At 40.1% G+C, this 23031-nt stretch carries 19 protein-coding genes; 8 read left to right on the top strand and 11 right to left on the bottom strand.

From position 1 onward, the window contains the following. Nucleotides 1-164: 164 nt before the first annotated feature. The gene (locus BLR37_RS07860; RefSeq protein WP_090766856.1) at nt 165-500 is read right to left on the bottom strand and encodes a tRNA-binding protein; all 336 of its coding nucleotides are present in this window, start codon (nt 498-500) and stop codon (nt 165-167) included. Between the two features lie 170 nt (nt 501-670). Between BLR37_RS07860 and BLR37_RS07865 the strand changes: the two genes are divergently transcribed. The 3 genes from BLR37_RS07865 (at nt 671) to BLR37_RS07875 (ending at nt 5343) form a co-directional block, all read left to right on the top strand. Beyond that, entirely contained in the window at nt 671-2155 is a 1485-nt protein-coding gene (locus BLR37_RS07865) for a xylulokinase (protein ID WP_090766859.1), read from the top strand. A gap of 63 nt (nt 2156-2218) precedes the next feature. After that, nucleotides 2219-3550 (top strand): xylose isomerase, encoded by a 1332-nt coding sequence (gene xylA / locus BLR37_RS07870; RefSeq protein WP_090766862.1) that lies wholly within the window; start codon nt 2219-2221, stop codon nt 3548-3550. Nucleotides 3551-3675: 125 nt separating this feature from the next. Then, nucleotides 3676-5343: a sodium/sugar symporter gene (locus BLR37_RS07875; protein ID WP_090766864.1), complete on the top strand. Its 1668-nt coding sequence runs from the start codon at nt 3676-3678 to the stop codon at nt 5341-5343. 213 nt (nt 5344-5556) lie between these two features. Here the strand turns inward: BLR37_RS07875 and BLR37_RS07880 are convergent, their stop codons facing one another. The 7 genes from BLR37_RS07880 to BLR37_RS07910 form a co-directional block, all read right to left on the bottom strand. Further along, on the bottom strand, nt 5557-5940 hold the full coding sequence (locus tag BLR37_RS07880) for a hypothetical protein (protein WP_039474886.1): 384 nt from the start codon (nt 5938-5940) through the stop codon (nt 5557-5559). Between the two features lies 1 nt (nt 5941). Further along, a complete protein-coding gene (locus BLR37_RS07885; protein ID WP_039474884.1) occupies nt 5942-7174 on the bottom strand; it encodes an ABC transporter permease in 1233 nt (410 codons plus the stop codon). Between the two features lie 94 nt (nt 7175-7268). Next, nucleotides 7269-7907: an MBL fold metallo-hydrolase gene (locus BLR37_RS07890; RefSeq protein WP_090766867.1), complete on the bottom strand. Its 639-nt coding sequence runs from the start codon at nt 7905-7907 to the stop codon at nt 7269-7271. A 7-nt stretch (nt 7908-7914) separates the two neighbouring features. Continuing rightward, complete coding sequence (gldD, locus tag BLR37_RS07895) at nt 7915-8502, bottom strand: gliding motility lipoprotein GldD (RefSeq protein WP_090766869.1); 588 nt, start codon at nt 8500-8502, stop codon at nt 7915-7917. A gap of 46 nt (nt 8503-8548) precedes the next feature. Next, nucleotides 8549-9292, bottom strand: a complete 744-nt coding sequence (locus BLR37_RS07900; RefSeq protein WP_090766872.1) for a shikimate dehydrogenase family protein — start codon at nt 9290-9292, stop codon at nt 8549-8551. A gap of 76 nt (nt 9293-9368) precedes the next feature. Beyond that, nucleotides 9369-10136: a phosphosulfolactate synthase gene (locus BLR37_RS07905; protein ID WP_039474878.1), complete on the bottom strand. Its 768-nt coding sequence runs from the start codon at nt 10134-10136 to the stop codon at nt 9369-9371. Between the two features lie 60 nt (nt 10137-10196). Continuing rightward, nucleotides 10197-11600 carry a tetratricopeptide repeat protein gene (locus BLR37_RS07910; RefSeq protein ID WP_039474875.1) on the bottom strand — a complete coding sequence of 468 codons (1404 nt, stop codon included), beginning with the start codon at nt 11598-11600 and terminating at the stop codon, nt 10197-10199. Nucleotides 11601-11849: 249 nt separating this feature from the next. Between BLR37_RS07910 and BLR37_RS07915 the strand changes: the two genes are divergently transcribed. Next, a complete protein-coding gene (locus BLR37_RS07915; RefSeq protein ID WP_090766875.1) occupies nt 11850-12305 on the top strand; it encodes a nuclear transport factor 2 family protein in 456 nt (151 codons plus the stop codon). A gap of 105 nt (nt 12306-12410) precedes the next feature. On the opposite strand, the gene BLR37_RS07920 is transcribed toward BLR37_RS07915, so the two are convergent. Then, nucleotides 12411-14918, bottom strand: a complete 2508-nt coding sequence (locus tag BLR37_RS07920) for a M1 family aminopeptidase (protein WP_090766878.1) — start codon at nt 14916-14918, stop codon at nt 12411-12413. A gap of 80 nt (nt 14919-14998) precedes the next feature. Then, nucleotides 14999-15877 (bottom strand): TraB/GumN family protein, encoded by an 879-nt coding sequence (locus BLR37_RS07925; protein WP_090766881.1) that lies wholly within the window; start codon nt 15875-15877, stop codon nt 14999-15001. A gap of 117 nt (nt 15878-15994) precedes the next feature. Here BLR37_RS07925 and amaB point away from each other — a divergent pair, with 117 nt between their 5' ends. Then, complete coding sequence (gene amaB, locus BLR37_RS07930; RefSeq protein ID WP_090766884.1) at nt 15995-17536, top strand: L-piperidine-6-carboxylate dehydrogenase; 1542 nt, start codon at nt 15995-15997, stop codon at nt 17534-17536. A gap of 171 nt (nt 17537-17707) precedes the next feature. Here the strand turns inward: amaB and BLR37_RS07935 are convergent, their stop codons facing one another. Then, a complete protein-coding gene (locus BLR37_RS07935; RefSeq protein WP_090766888.1) occupies nt 17708-18352 on the bottom strand; it encodes a GIN domain-containing protein in 645 nt (214 codons plus the stop codon). 292 nt (nt 18353-18644) lie between these two features. Here BLR37_RS07935 and BLR37_RS07940 point away from each other — a divergent pair, with 292 nt between their 5' ends. From BLR37_RS07940 to BLR37_RS07950, 3 genes are all read left to right on the top strand, one after another. Beyond that, complete coding sequence (locus BLR37_RS07940; RefSeq protein WP_090766891.1) at nt 18645-21455, top strand: TonB-dependent receptor; 2811 nt, start codon at nt 18645-18647, stop codon at nt 21453-21455. Nucleotides 21456-21517: 62 nt separating this feature from the next. Continuing rightward, complete coding sequence (locus tag BLR37_RS07945; protein ID WP_244154619.1) at nt 21518-22291, top strand: GLPGLI family protein; 774 nt, start codon at nt 21518-21520, stop codon at nt 22289-22291. Nucleotides 22292-22328: 37 nt separating this feature from the next. Then, the gene (locus tag BLR37_RS07950; RefSeq protein WP_090766894.1) at nt 22329-22898 is read left to right on the top strand and encodes a Crp/Fnr family transcriptional regulator; all 570 of its coding nucleotides are present in this window, start codon (nt 22329-22331) and stop codon (nt 22896-22898) included. Nucleotides 22899-23031 lie beyond the last annotated feature (133 nt).

Consider the following 23031-nt stretch of genomic DNA (forward strand, 5'->3'; position numbering starts at 1 on the left):
GGCTACTACAGTCCTGCTTTCCACTCCAAGTCCTCTCCCAATGAAAAATCGGGATTGCGGGCTTTACGTTTCAATCAGGGCTAATTTTGCAAGGCCTGTGCGCAAACTCACGCATTTCCAATCGGAGGTGTGTCGACAACACTCATTAAGTCGGCCAAAAACGATTAAACTAACTTACTGCCATTCGGCACCTTGCGCTCTACAGCCGTGAGTACAATATCACCATTTTCATCGGCAAAGCCGGTAACCAAAAACTCCGACATAAATTTCCCAATCTGTTTTTTCGGAAAATTCGTTACCGCTACAATCTGTCTGCCTGGAAGTTCGGCTAAGGTATAATGTTTGGTAATTTGTGCACTGCTCATTTTAATGCCAAACTCACCAAAATCGACCTTAACTTTATAAGCGGGCCTGCGGGCTTCGGGGAACTCGAAGGCTTCCAAAATGGTACCAACCCTTAATTCAACTTTTTCGAAATCATCCCAGCTAATCTCTTGCATAGCTTAATTTTAAAATGTATAAAAAACAAAAATATAAATTCCATCGAAAATCTTTAATCATTCCCTAAGCATATAGCATCGGGATTTTATAAAAAATTTGCGTTTTATATTTTATCAGCTATCTTTATGCAACCGTTTGCATAAACCAAATATAAAATTAGCTAAAAACCATGTATTTATTAGGGATTGATTTAGGTACCTCATCTATAAAAGTTGCGCTTGTAGAAATTGCAACACAAAAAAATATAGCTACAGCCCAATACCCCGAAGAAGAAACCCATATCAAATCATTAAAACCTGGCTGGGCAGAACAATCGCCCAACGAATGGTGGCAAAATGTACAGCAGGCTATTTTAAAATTAAATGCAACCGGCTTATTCAACCCGAAAGATATCAGTGCCATCGGTATTGCCTACCAGATGCATGGCCTGGTGGTGGTAGATAAAGATCAAAAAGTACTGCGTGACAGCATTATCTGGTGCGATAGCAGGGCCGTTGAACTGGGTAACCAGGCTTTTGATAGTATTGGCCATGAGAAATCATTAAAACACTTGCTTAATTCACCGGGTAATTTTACCGCCTCAAAGCTGGCCTGGGTAAAGGCAAACGAACCCGAAATTTACGCTCAGATAGATAAAATCATGCTCCCCGGCGATTTTATTGCGATGAACTTAACCGGAGCCATTACCACCAGTATCTCTGCCCTTTCTGAAGGTATTTTTTGGGATTTTGAACAGCACGAAATCTCGAAAGATGTAATGAATTATTATGGTCTGAGCAATAACCTGATTCCAGAAATAAAGCCACTGTTCTCAAGTCACGGGGCTTTAAAAGCAGATATTGCCAACAACCTTGGCTTAAGTCCGGGTATTCCGGTGGCCTACAAATCTGGCGACCAGCCCAATAACGCACTTTCTTTAAACGTATTAAAACCTGGCGAGGTGGCCGCAACTGCCGGTACATCGGGTGTTATTTATGGCGTAAGCGATGATTTGACCTGCGATCAACAATCCAGAGTAAACACCTTTGCACACGTAACTTATACCGAGACTCAAAAACATACTGGCGTTTTGCTCTGCATTAATGGTACTGGCAGCATGTACAGGTGGGCAAAGCATACTTTTGCGCCGCAATCAACCTACGCAGCATTAAACAGCCTCGCAGCTACTGCTCCAATTGGCAGCAACGGTTTAAAAGTGCTTGCCTTTGGCAACGGAGCCGAACGCATGCTAAACAATCAATATACCGGCGCACAACTTTTGGGTATCGATTTAAATATTCACACCCAGGCTGATATTTTCAGGGCCGTACAAGAAGGCATAGCCTTTTCTTTCCGTTATGGCCTCGATATTATGAGAGCGAACGGCATGAAACCGCAGGTAATCAGGGCTGGCCGCGCTAATCTTTTTTTAAGTGATGTTTTTGCCCAAACCTTTGTCGATGTAACAGGTATTCCGGTAGAACTCTACGAAAACGACGGCAGTGTTGGTGCAGCCTTAGGGGCAGGCATTGGTGCCGGCATTTTCAGCAGTGCTGAAGAAGCTTTTAAACAACATGCTCCAATTAAAACCTTACAGCCACAAAACAGCGAAGTATACGAACCAATTTATCAGGATTGGAAAAACATATTAGTAAAACAAATTAACAGGAAATAGACAATGGTTAATCGTTAATAGCCTGACTGACTATCAACAAAAAACCAGCAATAAAAAAACACCATGACAAAAGTAGTAACAGGAGCCAAGGAATTTTTCAAAGGCATTGATCAGATTCAATTCGAGGGTTTAACAAGCGATAACCCTTTAGCATTTAGGTGGTACGATGCCAATAAAGTAGTGGCAGGCAAAACCATGAAAGAGCATTTTAAATTTGCCTGTGCCTACTGGCATTCTTTTAATGGCAATGGCGCTGATCCTTTTGGCGGTGCAACACATATTTTTCCGTGGGATGAAAAGAAAGATGCCATAGAAAGAGCAAAAGATAAAATGGATGCGGCTTTCGAATTTATTACCAAAATGCAGATTCCGTACTACTGTTTTCACGATGTGGATGTGGTAGATTATACCGATGATATTGCCGAAAATGAGCGCAGGCTTGAAACCTTAGTGGACTACGCCAAGCAAAAACAAGCCGAAAGCGGTGTAAAGCTACTTTGGGGAACAGCCAATTTATTTAGCCATAAACGCTACATGAATGGTGCGGCTACCAATCCTGATTTTCATGTACTGGCACACGGTGCGGCACAGGTTAAAGCTGCACTTGATGCTACCATTGCACTTGGGGGCGAAAATTATGTTTTCTGGGGTGGCAGAGAAGGTTACATGAGTCTGCTCAACACCAATATGAAACGCGAGCAGGAGCATTTGGCCAGATTTTTACATACTGCTAAAGATTATGCGCGTAAACAGGGTTTTAAAGGCACTTTCTTTATCGAGCCTAAGCCATGCGAGCCATCTAAACACCAGTACGATTACGATGCAGCCACAGTGAGGGGCTTTTTACAGCAATACGACTTGTTAAACGACTTTAAATTAAACCTGGAGGTTAACCATGCAACCCTTGCCGGACATACTTTCCAGCACGAACTGCAGGTTGCCGTAGATAACGGATTATTAGGTTCAATTGATGCCAACCGCGGCGATTACCAGAACGGCTGGGATACCGATCAGTTTCCGAATGATATTAACGAACTGACAGAAACGATGCTGATTATTTTAGAAGGTGGCGGCTTGCAAGGCGGTGGCGTAAACTTCGATGCCAAGATCCGCCGTAATTCTACCGATCCGAAAGATTTATTTTATGCACATGTGGGTGGCATGGATATTTTTGCCAGAGCGTTGGTAACTGCCGATGCCATTTTACAGCAATCTGATTACAAGAAAGTAAGGACTGAGCGTTATGCTTCGTTCGACGGTGGCAAGGGGGCCGAGTTTGAGCAGGGTAAACTAAGTTTAGAAGATTTAAGAAATTATGCAGCAGAAAACGGCGAACCAGAAGTACGCAGTGGTAAACAAGAGTATCTGGAAAATTTAATTAACAGATACATCTAATTGCAGGCTAAAAGATTAGGTTACAAAATAATAAATGTCAATTTAACATTTTATAACAAAAAAATTTGATATTTAACTAATGATTTTACTACATTTAGCCTTCTAAACCAAATAACTTATCTTAAATGAAAGTCACAGATTACATTATTTTTCTAGCCTACTTTGCCATAGTAGCAATTTATGGTTTTTGGATTTACCATCGTAAGAAGCAAACCCAGATGAGCAGTAAGGATTATTTCCTTGCAGAAGGTTCACTTACCTGGTGGGCAATTGGTACATCGTTAATTGCTTCGAACATTAGTGCTGAGCAATTTGTAGCCATGAGTGGTGACGGATTTAAAATGGGATTAGCTATTTCTACTTATGAATGGATGGCGGCTGCTACCCTGGTAATTGTGGCTACATTTTTTATTCCGGTATATCTTAAAAATAAGATTTACACCATGCCGCAATTTTTAAGTCAGCGCTATAATGGTACTGTAGCCATGATTATGGCAGTGTTTTGGTTGTTATTATACGTTGTTGTTAACTTAACCTCAATCTTATACTTAGGTGCACTGGCCGTAAGCAGTATTTCGGGCATTGGTTTCTGGTATTGTATGATGGGCTTAGCCATTTTTGCTGTAATTATCGCATTAGGCGGTATGAAAGTAATTGGTTATACCGATGTAATCCAGGTAGCATTCTTAATTTTCGGTGGTTTAGCCACTACTTATTTAGCACTTAATTTGGTTAGTGATCATTTTGGCGGCCATGGAGTGCTGGATGGTTTAGCCTTCTTAAGGGAAAAAGCCCCTGATCACTTCCACATGATTTTCAAAAAAGATAGTGCCAATTATGCTTCATTACCTGGTATGACGGTATTGCTTGGTGGTATGTGGATTGTAAACTTAAACTATTGGGGTTGTAACCAGTACATTACCCAGCGTGCTTTAGGTGCCGATTTAAAAACGGCCAGGGCAGGTATTTTATTTGCAGCCTTTTTAAAGCTTTTAATGCCTCTAATCGTGGTTTTACCGGGTATTGCAGTTTACATGTTGTATCAGGAAAAAACTGGTATTGATGTAAATTCGATGATGCCAGGCGGCGAACTTCGTCCGGACAGGGCTTACCCTACTTTATTGAATATCCTGCCTACAGGACTAAAAGGATTATCATTTGCGGCCTTAACTGCGGCAATTGTGGCTTCTTTAGCTGGTAAAATCAACAGTATCTCTACTATCTTTACCTTGGATATCTTTAAAAAACACATTAATACCGAAGCCAATGAGCTTAAACTGGTAAGAACCGGTCGTTGGGTGGTAATTGTTGCAATGGGTATCGCAATCGCCATTTCACCATTCTTAGGTATTGATAAAAAAGGTGGTTTCGAATTTATTCAGGAGTATACAGGTTTTGTAAGCCCTGGTATTTTTGCCATGTTTATTTTAGGTTTCTTCTGGAAAAAAACCACTTCAAATGCAGCATTATTTGCTACCATTGGTGGTTTCGGTTTATCTGTACTGTTAAAATTCTTACCAGGCATGATGGATCTTTCTTTCCTGCATAATTTCGGTTTCTCAGTAGCCAATGCAGATGGAATTTACGAAATACCTTTCTTAGATAGAATGGGCTTGGTATTCGTAATCTGTATTGTGGTAATGTATGCCATTAGTATGTTCGAGAACAGCAAAGGCGACAAATCGCATGGTTTAGAAGTAGATACGAGTATGTTTAAAGTTCATCCTTCATTTGCTGTTGGATCGCTGTTAGTGTGCGGAATTTTAGTTGCACTTTACTCGATTTTCTGGTAAAAGAAAAAATCAATAATATGCAAAAGGCTCGCAATGAAAATTGTGAGCCTTTTTGTTTGCGTCCTGGTTGGTGTCTCCACCAACCAGCTTTATTCATTTATTTCAGTCGGTGAGGACACCAACCGATAGATTAAAGACACCAGCCGATAGATTAATGCATGTATATATGGTTCGTGCAGACACGAACCAGTGCGTTTGAAAGGGATATTTTAATTATTGTGCACAAGGCCCATCAGGAATTTCCTTGCTGATTTTTAACACCTTGGTAACCACCAGTGTCGAATCAAAATCAGCCGAAACACTGGCAGTATCTGATTTGGCGAAGAAACCTTCCAGTTCTACGTATACAGGCTCATAAGGCTTTTCGAAACCCAGGTTGCTGTAAGAAAGTTCGAGTGTTTTTACACTGTCTTTAACCCAGTACTCCCGACCATCTTCGCAGAGCGTAAATGATTTCATTTCCGGACCAAAACTATACAAACCCTTAACCGTTTTCAGGTTACTATTCTCTCCCTCGGCTTTATCATTTCTATTACAAGCGGTAACCGCTACGCCAAGGAGCACAACAAATACAAAAGCTTGCTTAAATAACTTCATCTTATATGGTTTGATTTATTTGATCGATCTTTTTAACACTTAAATTGGACGACAAAGCAGATGCCAAAAATGAGAAGATGCCTACAGTAACAAAAACTAAAACAAAATCTTTCCATTTTAATCCTATGGGATAAGCATTTACTAGCGTTTTATTCTCTTCGCCCATTTTTATAAAGCCATAGGTGTGTTGGAAATAGTAGAAAATAATTCCGATTATTAAGCCAAGTACACAGCCCGACATGGTAATCATCATCCCTTCGAATAAAAATATGCGTTTTATTAACTTTTTCCCGGCACCCAAACTACTCAAAATAGCCACATCTTTTACCTTATCTATCACCAGCATGGTTAACGACCCTATGATATTAAATATAGCAATAATCAGGATAAAAGTAAGAATAATATATACGGCCCATTTTTCGGTATTTAAGATGTGGTAGAGCGATTTATTCTGCTCTGCCTGGTTCCTGACTTCATAATCTTTCCCAGCTTTTTCAATCACTTCCTTTTGAAAGCGGTCTACATCGGTGCCGGGCTGCAGATTAATCTCAATGGCCGACACTTTTTTATCTTCGCCCAGCAGCTCACGGGCAAAATCGAGTGGAACAATAATACCATTATCGAAATCCTGCTGCACTTCGAAAACACCGCTTACCCGGATGCTTTTTGATATAAAATCGTCGGCCGGATTGATATTGCTTACTGAAATATCCTTTTTGGGTGAATAAATTTCCAGCTCGGTAAAGGGATCGACAGTATTAACAGCCAGATAACTCTGTAAAGCAGAACCCATAACGGCACTTGCACCACTGCTGTTGTGCAATACAAAACGACCTTCTTTTATCGTACTATCGAGCTTGCCATTTTTTAAATAATCGAAACTTACTCCCTTAACCACGCCAACAGCCTGTTTATTGTTGTATTTTAACAAGGCATTTTCTTGCAACACTTCAGTAAAAGCATATACAGCCTTGTTTTGCCTTAACTGATTAAAATAGGTTGTATTTGGATCGAAAGTTTTACCCTTAGCCGGGGTAATGGCTATTTGCGGGGTAATGGTATCGAACATACTCAATACCACCGTTTCCAAGCCGTTAAAAACCGACAAAATAATAATTAATGCAGCACTACCCACCATTACACCCACCATCGAAATACCCGAAATCAGGTTGATGGCATTGGTAGACTTTTTGGCAAAAAGGTACCTTTTGGCGATATAGAAAGATGTGTTCACTGCGGTAAAGATAATAAAAGGTTAAAGGTTTAATGGAAGAAGGCATAAGGTTGTATACCGTTACAATTAAATACTTTACAAAAAATAGCCAATACTAAAAAAACGGGTTATGCTGCTTTTCGAAACCTATACTGGTTGCTGGTCCGTGGCCAGGATAAACCTTAGTTTCATCTGGTAAGACAAAAAGTTTATCGGTAATGTTTTGAATTAATTGCTGATGGTTACCACCGGGCAAATCGGTACGGCCAATACTGCCATAAAAAAGCACATCGCCACCCATTAAAATATGATCGGCTGCACTGTAAAAGCACAAATGAGCAGGCGAATGACCCGGTGCAAAAATTAAGCTCAATGTACTGTTACCAAAACTGATGGTTCCGGTTTCGGGCAAAAAAGTATCGGGTTCTGGCGAAAGTTCGTAATGGCTGAAGCCCATTTGCGGCGCATAGCCAGGCACGGCCTGTAATATCGGCAATTCGCCTTTGTTAAACTGCGGCTTTAGGCCATAAGTATCGAAAACAAACTTGTTGCCAAAAACGTGGTCTAAATGGCAATGCGTATTCAGCAACAAAACAGGTTTAAGATTATTTTCTTTGATAAACGAAACCAGTTCATTCTGCTCATAGCCTTCATACATTCCCGGGTCGATAATTACGCACTTGCCGGTTTCATCATATAAAACGTATGTATTTTCGCTGTACGCGTTAAAAGTTAATGTTTTTACTGTAATCATATGGTTTTTAGTTTTTCCATCTAAAGGTGGAAATCAATTTATCAATATCTTTTTTAATGAAATTGATAACGGGCGCAATCGAGTCGTATTGCGGACGTTCGTTAAAATATAATGCCCCCCTGAAATAGTGCTTAACACTGTCGGTTAAAAAAAATTGCACAGATGAGGCGGTATTCCCTTCAATGGCATAATAAATTCCATATACCTTATGATCGGGATAGTTGATGAGTTTCTGATCTATAGCGCTTGCCTTGATGGTGTGTTTAAAAGCGAGTTTTCTGGCGTCTTCTACCATTTCATTGTACTCGTTCTTGCCAGACACATCGTAATAAGTTAAATGCAAATAACCGTTAAATTGTTTAAAATGCAGGTTATACCAATCTTTTTGGGCATCGCGACTTTTATCCTGCTCTATGCTCGCATATACCGGGTACTCAAAACCAAAAGGCACCGGCGCAATGAAGGATTTATATTCTTTTTTGGGGAACTCAATCCTGAAGTAAGCTTTAGGCTTAGGGCTATAATCGTGGTTTTGGCAGGCTGTTATACATAAAAGCAGTGCAAAGGGTAAAAAAATCAGCTGTTTTAGTTTCATTCCTCGGGAGATTGCTTAATGGTTAACAGGATAAAGATAGGCCAAATTATTTATTCCAAATGGCCCAGGCTTTTTCAGCCTGCTGATGCAACATTTCGAGTCCGTTTTTAGTTTTTGCGCCTTCAGCTGCAGCTTTAACCAGAAATGCAGTTTCGAGCGGATTGTAAACCAGATCGTATGCCAAATGTTCAGGTCCAACCAAACTGTAATCGATATCCGGAAAGGTATCTACATTTGGCGACATGCCCAATGGTGTGGTATTGATTAATAATTTATGCGAGGCTAGAATTTCAGGAGTAATCTCCGCATATAAAATGGCTCCTTCAGTTGCCTTACGCACCACTACCTGATATTCGATATTCAGCTTTTCTAAAATATACTTTACAGCTTTAGCCGCGCCACCATCGCCAAAAACCAGGGCTTTGGTATGCTGTGGTTCTAACAAGGGGCTTAACGACGATTCGAAACCATAAGCATCTGTATTATAGCCTTTTAAATAGTTTTTCCCTTCAAAGTTTTTAATCGAAATGCAGTTTACCGCACCAATTTTATCGGCAGCTTCATCTACCTCGTTTAAATAGCAAAGTACATTTACTTTATGCGGAATGGTTACATTTAATCCCTGCAACGATGGGTTATCGTTCAGTAAATCGGGCAGCGCTTTAATATCTTCAATTGGAAAAAGCTCGTATTGATGATCGGCAATGCCTTCATTTATAAACTTTTCGGTAAAATATTTTTTAGAGAAAGAGTGAGAGAGCGGATAACCAATCAGGCCGTAAGTTTTCATAAGCATATATACATTCATTGCGAAGCAGTACTTCCCCAATAGGGTAAGCAACGCTTCGCAATGCAGAAATTTTATATTATTTCCCTAAGTTTAAGAAATGATCGAAGGTATCGCCCCTTAAACCCAAACGAATGGTTTCTAAAGGAATAACTTCGGCAGGGGCAATATTACCCAGGTTTACATTGGCTCCAATGAGTTTTATAAACCAAACCTGCTGCTCTTTTTGGGGTGCTTCCCAAATAATGGTTTCTTCGGGTATCTGGGTCAGGATTTCATCTACCAATCCTTCGCGTACCTCACCGCTTCCGCGGTAAATACCCACATTACCACCTTCGCGTGCTTCGGCAATAACTTTCCACGAGCCGGCTTCGATTTCGGCCTGCATCAGTTTAATCCACTTGTATGGCGCAAATATTTTGGCAGCATCTTTACTACCAACTTCCGAAATTACGGTAACCTGTTTGGCCAGTTCGCTGATAAAAGCGCACTTTTTATCGTGTTCAATATCTACCGAACCGTCTGAAACCTCGGCATACTCCATTCCGTACTGATCAAGCACGCGCTGGTAATCTGAAAACTGGTTACGGATAATAAAGGCTTCAAATAGTGTTCCGCCAAAATAAGTCGGAATACCTGCACTTTTGTATAAAGCTAACTTTTCTTTAAGGTTTGGTGTTACGTGTGAGGTAGCCCAACCCAATTTTACGATATCTGTATGTACACCTGCCACATCAATAAAATCTTCAACCTGGCGCAGGCTTAATCCCTTATCCATAACCATTGTTAAGCCTTTTTGGCGTGGTTTAGCTGGACGTTCGGGAACGTTTAATAATGGATAATTCATATGCCTACAAAAGTGAAAAAAATTTTCAGATTTATTTGTTAAATTTTTCTCACAAGGTCGTTACCTGATATATCGGTTTATTACGTTCAAAATGGCACTATTATCTTGTAATTGTGGCAAATATTCGAATAAAATATAATGTTTTTCGGGGTCAGTTGTTAAAGCAGTTTCCAGATATCCCAATGCATCAGCATAACTGCCAAGTGCAAAAAGGTAAGCTACCATACGGTAATACAGTTCGGCAGCTTCGGGATTATTTTTAATGGCCTCGGCCATGGTTTCTGATGCTTCAAGCAGTTTACCCTGCTCATACAATACGGTACTGAAATCTAACCAGGCCTCAATATCAAGCGGATTAAATTCCAAAACTTTCTCGTAAGCCTCGATTGATTCGTCAATCTGGTTTAGTTTGTAATAGGCATCGGCCAGTGCAAACCAGAAATCGGCATTTTCGGCTTCTAAATCGATCGCTTTTTTATAAAAATGAAGCGATTCGAAATAACGTTCTTCAAAATTCAGTGTAACACCAATCCCAAACCAGGCATCAGCCATTTTAGGATCCATTTTTACCGATTTTTTATAATAAGAACGGGCTTCGTCCATCTTCTCGAGCTTTTCGTAACATTCGCCAATGGCACAATACGTATCGGCATTGGGTGGTTCGTACTCAAAAGTTTGTTTATAAACCTCTATCGCTTCGTTATACTTATCTAACTGTACCAGCGCATTGCCTTTGTTAAAATAAGCCGAACTGAAATCTTCTTTAATCAGAATGGCATAATCGTAAGCATCAATTGCCTTTTCGAAAAGATTTATCTTATGGAAACTGTTGCCCAGGTTGTACCAGGCCGCATAAGAATACGGATCGGTATCGATATATTGCTGATAAAACTTGATGCTTTCTTCCTGCTTGTCCAACACATCGTAACAGAAAGCCAGTTCGTATAAACCATCCTGGTTTTCCATATTCTGCTCTAAACTGAGTTTGATGTAAGTAATGGCATTTTCGTAATCAGACATGCTCTGGTAAACGTAGGCCATTTGCAGTAAAATCTCGTCGGTGCTTTCGGCCAGGCCCAAAGCTTTTTCATAATTCTCTAAAGCTTCGTCAAAGCGCTCGGTATTCTGAAAAATATTACCACGAAGCAAATAAATATCCGGTTCTGATGGTTCCAGTAATTCGGCCTTTTGCAAAGCGATAAAAGCCTGTTCGTGGTTGTTGGTTAAAATGTACAGATGAGCCTGTTTAATTAAGAAAACAGTTGCGTAGGGGTGTTGACTGATTGCAAAATCAACTACCTGCAAAGCTTTGACCGGATCATTTTTCTCAATGTAGAAATCTACAATGTATTCAAAAGCGCCTGCATCGAAGAAATATTGGTCCTGATTGCGGAGCATTTCTTCGTAACGTTCTACTGAGCGTTGTGCGTCTTCGTTGGATTCAAAAAAGAATTCTTCTTCCATATATTATACTATTAAAGAACCGTGCCAATTAGCAGGAAAACACATTATAATTTTACTACTTTTAATTATCCGTTTTTAAAATAATTATTAACATCTGCTATTTAAAACGACGTAAATAGCTGAATATAAAGCTTATTAACTGTTATTAAGATGTGTGGATAATCAATAGATTTTTGCAACATCGCGGTTCCTTTTCCCTTCTTTCACAAAAATACTATAAATTTATGACACAAACGTAATGAAGAAGTCATGAAAGGAACAGTCATTTTTGCCCTGTTTTTGGTCTGCTTTGGCTTACAGGCCTTTGCGCAAAACGATGAAGAAAGCGCCATTAAAAAAGCAGTAAACAATCTTTTTACCGGCATGAAAACCAGCGACAGCACCTTAGCGCGTAGTGCCTTCGCAACTGGTGCTGTAATGCAAACCATTGTGAACAAAGAAGGGAAAGTAAGTGTGCGCAACGAGTCGGTTGATAATTTTATCAAATTAATTGGCACACCTCATAAAGACCAATATGACGAGCGGATTGTGTTTAGCAAAATATTAATAGACGGACCACTGGCATTGGTTTGGACAGATTATAAATTTTATCTGGGCGATAAATTCAGCCACTGCGGTGTGAATTCCTTTCAGCTGGTAAAAGGCGATAATGGCTGGCAGATTGTTTATATTATTGATACGAGAAGAAAAGACGGCTGTAATTAGGATATTGACTTTGGCTTAAGCCTAAGTCTCCAAAGCTTAGATATGCCAAAAATAAGGCCGGTCATGTTTTTCATGCCGGCCTTTATTTATTCAAATTTGTTTTGCTTATTCTTTGCCTAAATCGGCGGCTCCTTTTTTAAACAAATCTGCCTGTTTGTTCAGGTTATCTTTAGCGGTACCGGTAGCCGCAGCAGCCTGTTTTTGCTTAGCCTGCACAGTTGCGGTATAAGCACCTGCCAATTGTTTGTTTAAGTAAGCCTGCAGTTTTAATCTTTCAATAGCATTATTAATATTTTTGATTCCTTTTTCGGTAACCACCGGATTAGTATTGGCCCTTAAATACTGAAAATACTGGCCAATGGTGGCAAAAATTTTATTTCTGTCGCCAGTAGCCATAACATTCTCGTAAAAAGCCTGATGCTCATCTCTCGGGTCGCTGATGTATAAAGTTGCAACCGAACCTGCAATGTGATCTTTGGTATCTGCATCTAGGGCCGATAATGCCGCAGAACCTTCCTGAGGAGCCAATCTAGCTAAGCCACCGAGTCCGGCAGCAATTACCTTGTACGAGCGGTCTTTTAAACTTTCGCTCATTAGCGCTTTATAGGTTTGATCGCCGGTTTCGGCAAGCTTGCTTATCGCGGCCGATCGTACTTCGGTATCTTTATCGCTTTTAGCCAATTGCAGCAGAATTGGCAGGGCCGCAGCTTTAATCTGGGCATCTTCTAAATTCAAACCATCAATGCTCAGCGCACGCAAATCGGCCGATTTATCTTTCAATCCGGCTAACAGTACCTGCTGACCGCTGTTGGCTTTGCTTTGCATAATAAACTGCAGTGCTTCGATCCTGTTGGCATAACTTGGCGCATTTTTATACTGGAAGTAATAGTTTTCGGCTGTTTTATTGTCGTTGGTTTCGCCTACCACAATTTTATCTGCATCAAAATCGATCAGATCAGGCTTAGTGCTTACATCGAAACTAAAGCTTTGTTCGCGGCTGTTGATCAGGATTTCTTTTCTGATTTTTTGTCCACCTGCATAAATATCTACTTTAACCGGTAGGGTAAAAGTCTGTACGCTGGCATCCTGCGTTTGTTTAACTTTAATGGTTGCTTTACCATTTTCGTAGCCATAATCGATGCTTAAAATAGGGTGACCACCATTGTAATACCACTGATTAAAATAAGGGCTCCAGTCTTTACCGGTTACCTCTTCCATAGCCAGACGCAACTGATGTGTTTCGCCATTTTTAAAAGCATTGGTAGTTAAATAACGGTTAAGCGATTTGTAAAAAGCAGCATCACCCATCTGGTTTTTCAATGCATAAAGAATAATCGACCCTTTGGCATAGCTGATGTTATCGAACATATCTTCCTTATCGTTGTAGTGGAAACGAGCCAACACCGGACTTTCGCCATTTTTAGTTGAGCCAAGATAAGATTGCAATTTTTCGTAACGCGATTTATCTTCAGCATCCTGACCGGCGTCGTGCCCGTGCCAGATCACCTCGCCAAAGGTGGCAAAAGATTCGTTCATCGTTAAATTAGACCACGATTCGGCCGTTACATAATCGCCAAACCATTGGTGGAAAAGCTCATGTGCAATGGTGCCTTCTTCATTTCCATCCAACAGCTCACGGTCTGTTTTTTGCACATGTTCGCCATGTAAAGTTGCAGTGGTATTCTCCATTGCTCCCGAAACGTAATCGCGGCCCACCACCTGCGAATATTTGTTCCATGGATAATCTACGCCAAGCAAATTGCTGTAAAACTGAATCATATCAGGTGTTTTACCAAAAATCTGCTTCGCATAAGGCGCGTATTTAGGTTCCAGGTAATAGCTTACTTCTTTACCTTTATAACTGTCTTTGGTCACTTTAAACTCACCTACAGCCATCATAAACAAGTATGGAGAGTGCGGCAAATCCATTTTCCAGGTATCTGTTCTGGTACCATCGGTATTGGGCTTCTGACTAACCAGTTTTCCGTTTGACAGAGTGGTGTATTTCGATTTTACCGTCATCGAAATTTCCTGTGTTGTTTTCTGATCAGGTTTATCGATTGTAGGAAACCAGGCTGAAGAAGATTCGGTTTCACCTTGCGTCCAGATTTGCGTTGGTTTGTTTTTATCGCTACCATCTGGATTAATAAAATACAATCCTTTGGCATCAGTTATGGCCGCGCTTCCTTTCACCTTTAACTCATCGGGCTTAGCTGTATAAGCAATATACACTGTATATTTTTCGGTGTTGGTGTACTTTTTATTTAAGTTGATGTACAACTTATTATCGTTATAGGTGTATTTAAGCGGGGTATTCCCTTTTACACCAACCAGTGCAACTGTTTTAATGTCCATGCCTTGCGCATCAAGCGTTAGCGAATCGGTGGTGTAAAAATGAGGTTTTAAAGTTATCCATGCCTTACCGTAGAGGTATCGCTTTGCATAATCAAAAGAAACATCGAGTTTGGTATGTACCAGATCGTTAACCTTGGTTGCAGTTACTCTGTAAACGCCAAGATTAGATTTTTCAGCAGCTTGTTCCTGTGCGGAAAGTGAATTGGTTGCAAAAACAGCAGCCAGCATTACCCCACAGACAATAAATTTTTTATTCATTTTTTAAGATTTTATAAGTCAGTTTCTTGATGGCAAGGTATTAAGAATTGCGGTAATTACCAGCTAATTTTACATTATGCCTAATTGGTTGTTATCGGTTTTAAGATGTAACCTTTAACCTGCAAGCCTTTTATCAAACCTTCATCTCCCACCAAATGACCAGCACCAACGGCTATAAACAACGATTCTTTTTCCATTAAAGCAGGGAGTTGATCGAGCCAGCGTTGATTCCGGTTTTTGAGCATTTCAGTCATAAACTCTTTGGTTTCTTCATCCTGCGTTTTAAAAAAATCAGTTAATTTATCAATATCCTGAGCCAGGTAATAGGCGGTTAGCTCTTTTATTTTAAGTTTATTTTTATCCGATTCCCGAACTGATTTAAGCAAGGCCTTTTTCTGTTTTTCCAGATCGCCGTCAAACAAAAGTGCGCCCTGATATTCAGCAGTTTCTAAGCCGTGTATCGATTTTGCATTGCTTTTGGCATATTGCTGAAAGCTATCGTCTATCCCATCGGCCATATCTTTTATCTCCGGGTTATCCAGCAGCATCAGTAGCACGCCAACCATAGCGGGCTTAAATCTGTTCAATTGTTTTAAATTAACTTTTGGGTTTTTAGCTTTAATGTAATCGTCAACCTCTTTGTATTCTGCGGGTGTAAATAAACTATCGAGGGTGTTGTTTTTCATGGTTAAAAACGGAGCCATTCGCATTTGTACCGTGCTATCCATTACAATCTCGCCCACTACACCATCAACCGATTTCAGTTTTTGTTGCAAAACCCGCATGGTATCGGCAAATTTCCTGCTTGTAAAATGGTGTGTTCCAAATAAATAAGATGGCTTCTGTATTCCATTGCCTGAAATTTCCCAGAGGAGTGTGTTGGTAGCCTTTTTGGTTTGTGCGTTAAGGCTGAGCCCAAAACCTAAAATGGCGATGAGTAATAGTTTAAAGTTTCTCATTGAGTAGTCGTTTTTAGTAAAATCAGGGCAAGATATTAAGAATTGTGATAAAGTTAAGTGCGCCGTGTACCTCGCATTCCTTTATTTTTTTGTTTTTTTGTGTAAACCGATAGAGATATGACTACAGATATTCAATCCATTTTAAACAAATTGGGCATAAATGCCGATAATGCAGCATTTAGCACAGGGAGCCATTGGGGAGGAACTGCTAATGTAAAAACGCTGGAAAGTTTTTCTCCTGTAAACGGAAAACGAATTGCTTCGGCCAGGGTGGCTACCAGTGTCGATTATGAAGCAGTGGTGCTACAGGCGCAGGCTGCTTTTACCGAATGGCGCAACGTTCCTGCTCCTAAAAGAGGTGAAATTGTACGCCAGTTTGGCGATGCCCTGCGCGAAAACAAATCGGACTTGGGCGCACTGGTTTCATACGAAATGGGAAAAAGCTTACAGGAAGGTCTTGGCGAAGTACAGGAAATGATTGATATCTGTGATTTTGCTGTGGGTTTATCGCGCCAGCTATATGGCTTAACCATGCACAGCGAACGCCCAAACCACCGCATGTACGAGCAGTGGCACCCGCTGGGTATTGTAGGCATTATTTCGGCCTTTAATTTCCCGGTTGCGGTTTGGAGCTGGAATGCAGCACTAGCCCTGGTTTGTGGCAATGTATGTATCTGGAAACCATCAGAAAAAACGCCTTTAACCGCTATAGCCTGTCAGCATATTATTGCGAAGGTTTTTAAAAAAAATGCGGTTACAGAAGGTGTATGCAGTTTAATTCTAGGCGATAAAGAAGTAGGTGAACTGATGACCAATGACGGACGTGTTCCTTTGGTTTCGGCAACCGGATCAACCCGAATGGGGAAAGCGGTTGCCGCTGCTGTGGGCGCACGTTTAGGCAAAAGTTTACTCGAACTGGGCGGAAACAATGCCATTATTATTTCGGAACATGCCGATTTAGATATGAGTTTAATTGGTGCTGTATTTGGTGCTGTGGGCACTGCAGGGCAAAGATGTACTTCAACCCGCAGGCTGATTATTCACGAAAGTGTTTACGATACTTTTACCGCAAAACTGGTTAATGCCTACGGGCAACTGCGCATTGGCGATCCTTTAGATCAAAACAACCATGTTGGTCCGTTGATTGATACTGATGCGGTTGCAGCCTATCTCGATTCGATTGAAAAATGCAAAGCTGAAGGTGGCCGTTTTGTGGTAGAAGGTGGTGTATTATCGGGCGAAGCATACCAGAGCGGCTGTTATGTAAAACCCTGTATAGCCGAAGTAAAAAACGAGTTTAAAATTGTACAGCACGAAACATTTGCTCCGATTTTATATTTAATCAAATACAAAACACTTGATGAGGCCATTGCTTTGCAAAACGGTGTTCCACAAGGGCTTTCATCGGCCATTATGACTTTAAACCTGAGAGAAGCTGAACAATTTTTATCTGCCAGCGGATCGGATTGCGGTATAGCCAATGTAAATATTGGTACCTCAGGTGCCGAAATTGGCGGAGCCTTTGGTGGCGAAAAGGAAACCGGTGGTGGCCGCGAAAGTGGATCAGATGCCTGGAAAGCGTATATGCGTAGGCAAACCAACACCGTTAATTACTCGAATACCCTGCCACTGGCACAGGGGATTAAGTTTGACTTGTAAAATCTGTTGGTCCGGATTTGTAATCCGGACCAGGGTAGCATGGCGATTGTATCGCCAGAATATATTAATCCGTGTTTATCCCGTGTATCTGTGGTTAAAACCTTAACTTTTTAACATAAAAAAGGTCGGGATTTTGCAAATCCCGACCAACATTTAAAATATATGATAGAGTTAGAATAGTTTTTCTAATAAAGCAATGTCTATATCGGCATAACGGGATGGATTACTGTTGGCCAACACAACTGGTTTTGCCGATACCCTTATGCTACTTTCTGTTGCTGTAAAATCGCCCATTTTAATTTTCGATTCTGCCCCGATTACAGCAGTATGATCTTCGGTAGAGCCGGCTAGTTTTAAAGTTGCTGCATCATTAATTTCTGTTGATAGATTAACCGTATTGGCAGTGATATCGGCCGAAGCTTTATCGCTAAGTACAACCTTAAGGTTTAACAAATTAAAGTTGCCCGCAGTGCTTACTGTTGCTGTATTTGAAGCTACAATTGTTGTCAGGTTATTCACGTGCGCAACCACTGTCAGGGTATTTTTATCAAAAGAGCTGATTCTCAATTCGGCACCTTGTTGTTGCACCATTGCATTTTTACCATAGTATTGATCGTAAACCTCAACACTTTCTTTAGCATCCTGAACCAGGATTAGTTTAACATTGCCCGATACCACTACTTTACTGATGTTTTTAACATTTGTTAATGCAGTATAGCTTGCTGTGTTTTCGGTAGCATTGGCTACCACTGCTGCGCTACTTAAGGCAACCACTACCAATGCAGCTGCGAATAATTTTTGGATAGAATTTTTCATGATCTTAATATTTTATGTTTGACGAATCTTTATTTTAAACGCCTTACTACCAGGCGTTTTCTATAAATAAGACGACTGTTTCTTCAAAACGTTTCAGGCAAGAGCATGCTATTATACCATAAGCATCTATTTATAGACGAACACCCGATTAACCTATACGAAATTCGGTTTGTTAGCCCGTCAAAGATTAAGCGATATTGAGAATTAGGCAGATATGTTAAAAAAGGTTAAAACTTAATATAGAACTAACATATTAGTTCTATATTCGTAAATACAAAACAGATCCTTCTATATGAAACGTTTATTACTCTCACTGTGCTTTTTTGTCACGATTGCATCGTACACAAGGGCACAGAGCCTGCATACCATAAAAGGCCGGACGATTGACACCGCTTCGACGGCCATTTTATCGGGTAGTTCGGTTGCAATTTTAAATGCAAAAGACTCTACCCTGGTAAAGTTTACCCGTGCTGCAGAGAACGGCTCTTTTGAGCTTACCGGCATTAAAAACGGTAAGTTTATCCTCTTGGTTTCTTATCCTCAATATGCCGACTTTGTTGATCATTTTACGCTCGATTCCACTACGCAAATCAAGGATTACAACAAAATAAATCTTACAGGGATGGCTAAACTTCTTTCAGACGTGATTATTAAAGGAGAGCGGGCAGCCATCAAAATTAAGGGCGATACGACTGAGTTTAATGCATCAAGCTATAGCATACAACCCAACGACAAAGTAGAAGATTTGTTAAAAAAGTTGCCAGGCATACAAGTTGATAAAGACGGTAAGATCACTGCTCAGGGAAAATCAGTTCCGAAAGTATTGGTAGATGGAGAAGAATTTTTTGGCGACGACCCCACACTGGTTACCAAAAATTTAAGGGCCGATATGGTTGATAAAGTGCAGCTTTATGAGAAATCAAGCGATCAGGCCGCATTTACCGGAGTAGATGATGGACAGAAAACACAAACCATCAATATCAAATTAAAAGAAGATAAAAAGAGTGGCTATTTCGGTAAGGTAGATTTAGGTTACGGCACCAAAGATTTTTACAAAGGGCAGGTTTTATTCAACCGTTTTAAAGCCAAACAAAAATTCTCTGTTTATGGAACAGCCGGCAATAATGGTACAACCGGATTAAGCTGGCAAGACAATAATAAACTAGGCGCTAGCGACAACAATATGCAAATGGGAGATGATGGAAGCATGTGGTTTAGCTTTGGTGGCGGCGATGAACTGGAAAGTGGCAGCTATTATGGAGAAGGTATCCCCAAAGCTTTAACAGGCGGTGCACATTACGACAATAAGTGGAATGATGATAAAGAAACCATTAATACCAATTACAAATTGGGTGCCTTAGGTATAAAAACCACCAAAAATACCATCAACCAGAACAATTTACCTGATGGGATTATCAATACCAATACCGACGAAAATTCTGACCGGAATGTTTTCAGACAAAAATTAGATGCAACCTATACCATTAAATTGGATACCACCAGCAATCTTAAAGTAATTGTTGATGGGATGTTGAAAAATAGTGATAATACCTCCAGTATAAACAGCAAGGGCCGTAGAGGCAACAATTCTTTGTTAAACAGCAATGATCAATCTAACAGCAATGATGGTAAGGAGCAGAACTTTAACATATCGGCACTTTATACTAAAAAGCTTAAAAAATTAGGCCGGAACTACTCGATAAGTGTTAGTCAAAAATTAAACCAGATTAATGGCACAGGTTTTCTACATTCGGATGTTAAGTATTTTGATACGTTAGGCGTGCAAACCAGAAGTGAAGTAACCGATCAGTACAAAACAAATAATACCCGCAGCGCCATTTTTAACACCAATGTAACCTATAACGAACCCATCACTAAATCAGTTGCGTTGGTACTCAACTATGGTTTTGTACTAAACGATAGCCGCTCAGACCGCAGGTCTTTCAATCAATCTACGCCGGGTAATTACGATGTGCTGGATAGCGAGTTTAGTAACGATTTTAAAGCTACACAATATATCCATCAGGGTGGAGCGATTTTTAACTACAAAAAACCTAAAACGACCATTAGTTTCGGCAGTAGGATTAGTGCTGTAAACTTCGATCAGATCGAACAGCTTTCGAATCAGACCTACAACAGGAGTTTTGTTAACTGGTTACCACAAGCCAGCTATCTTTATAAATTCTCTGCACAAAAATCTTTACGCATTGGTTATAACGGAAATACTACTCAACCTTCTATTAGCCAACTGCAACCAGTAAGGGTTAACGATAACCCATTGTATCAACCATTGGGAAATCCTGATCTTGCACCATCGTTTAATAGCCGTTTTAATGCGGGCTATAACTCTTATAAAGTTTTAACGCAACAATCATTATATATAAACGGTAGTTTTGGTTTCGTAAATAAAGCTATTGTAAGTAATACTGAGACCGACGCCGTTGGTAAAACAATTGCCAAATCTGTTAACTTAACCGATAAAACCCCTATTAACTACAACATTTACGGTGGCATTAGCCGGAAACTAAAGTTTCTATTTGACACCAACGTTGGTCTTAATTTAAATGCAGGAGGCAGTACCAGCTACAATTATGTAAAAAGCCAGCTAAGCGATGTTACCGAATTAAATGAAATAACAACCACCCGTTTCAGTCCTACAATAGATATTAACCGTTATAAAGATAAAAGTGAATTCTATCTTAATTTCGGACCAAGTTACAATGCCCAGGTAACCTCTTTACAAAAAGACCGCGCCAATAAGGGATGGGGTATGCAGGGATGGGGAGGCATGAGCTTTACCTTACCGAAAAAAATTAAATTTCAGGCAGATGGTGAATATACGTATACGCCACGTTCGCAAGCTTTCGATACCAGTTTCGAACAGATTGTGGTTAATGCATCCATAACCAAATCTTTCTTCAAAAAGGAAGAACTGAAATTTACCATTCGTGGAAACGATTTGTTTAACCAAAACCGCGGATTTAGAAGGTATGCTTATTCCAACATCATTACGCAAACCAATTACAACAACATCAGCCGTTACTTTATGTTCTCACTTGTTTGGGACTTTAATAAAATGGGTGGTGGAGCACCTCAAAAATAATCAGCACATGCTGTTAAAAAGACTAAATATTATATAATTGATCTTTTAAATTATTACAAAAAATGAAATTAAGATATGCCATAATGATGCTTTTTTGCACTGTAAATTATGCAATGGCACAGCATGCGAGGTTTGTACACCAGGGTACCATTCAATTTGAGAAGAAGATAAATATTTATGCTTTGCTTAAAGACCAAATCAAGCGTTATCCTGATAATTTCTGGAGTGCACAGGCATTTGAGCAGTATCAGAAAAATAATCCGCAGTTTAAAACTTTAAAAAGTGAACTTGTTTTTAAAAACGACCAGACTTTCTTTAATCCCATGCCTGATGAAAGCGTTGGTAATAACTGGGCAAGCAACTTTGCTTCTGCTAAACAGAACAATATTATTTTAACCAATTTAAAAACTTCAACCAGTATTAACCAAAAATCAGTTTACGAAGAAACTTACCTGGTTAAAGATTCTGTCCGTAAAATAAACTGGAAAATAACTGATGAGTTTAGAGACATTGCCGGCTACAACTGTCGTAGAGCAAATGCACTGATTATGGATTCCATTTACGTGGTGGCTTTTTATACCGACTTGATTCCGGTTTCGGGTGGCCCGGAAACCTTTAGCGGATTGCCAGGGATGATATTAGGCGTCGCCTTGCCTCGCGAGCACATTACCTGGTTTGCTACTGCAGTTAAAGATACTGAAGTAGCCAGTACACAGCTCAAAGTGCCTGCTAAAGGTAAGCCCGTTACCAAAAAACAATTGAGCGATATTTTAAAAGGTGCTTTAAAAGATTACGGCAACTATGCCAGCGATATTTTGAAAGCGGCAGATATGTAAGCCTGAATTATTATTAATTTAGCTGTAAAAATTAATAATGTACAGCGCACTTTATAACCACATTAATAAATTTATAGATTTGAGTAAGGATGAGCAGGATCTTCTTGCCCCCTTACTCAAATCTTTGTCGGTTAAAAAGAAAGCTTTTTTACTGGAAGAAGGGCAAACCTGCAGGGCCAATTACTTTGTGGTAAAGGGTTGCCTAAGACTTTATTTTATTGATATTAAGGGCGCTGAACAAACCACTCAGTTTGCTATCGAAAACTGGTGGATTACCGACCTCACGAGCTTTCTATTTCAAAAATCTTCCGAATTTTATATCCAGGCCGCAGAAAGTACAGAAGTAATTGCCATTGAGCAGCACCATTATGATGAAATGTTCCATAAACTACCTAAACTGGAAAGGTATTTCAGGCTCATTTTACAAAAAAACCACCAGGCCTCGCAAATGCGGATCAGGTACCTGTATAGCCAAACTGCTGAAGAAAGATACCGACACTTTAACCAGCTTTTCCCCGAATTTGTACAAAGGGTACCACAATACATGCTGGCTTCTTATCTGGGTTTTACGCCAGAGTTTTTGAGTAAGATCAGAGCGAAGAGATAAACTAATTTCAACCACAAAGCACACAGAGTAAGGCACAAAGTACACGGAGCCAGGTGAATTACATACCCAAATATGTAAAATTAAAATTGCTCTGTGCCACTCTGTGAAAACCTCTATGGCCGCTGTGGTTAAT

The organism is Pedobacter soli, from assembly GCF_900101435.1.
Taxonomy (GTDB): domain Bacteria; phylum Bacteroidota; class Bacteroidia; order Sphingobacteriales; family Sphingobacteriaceae; genus Pedobacter; species Pedobacter soli.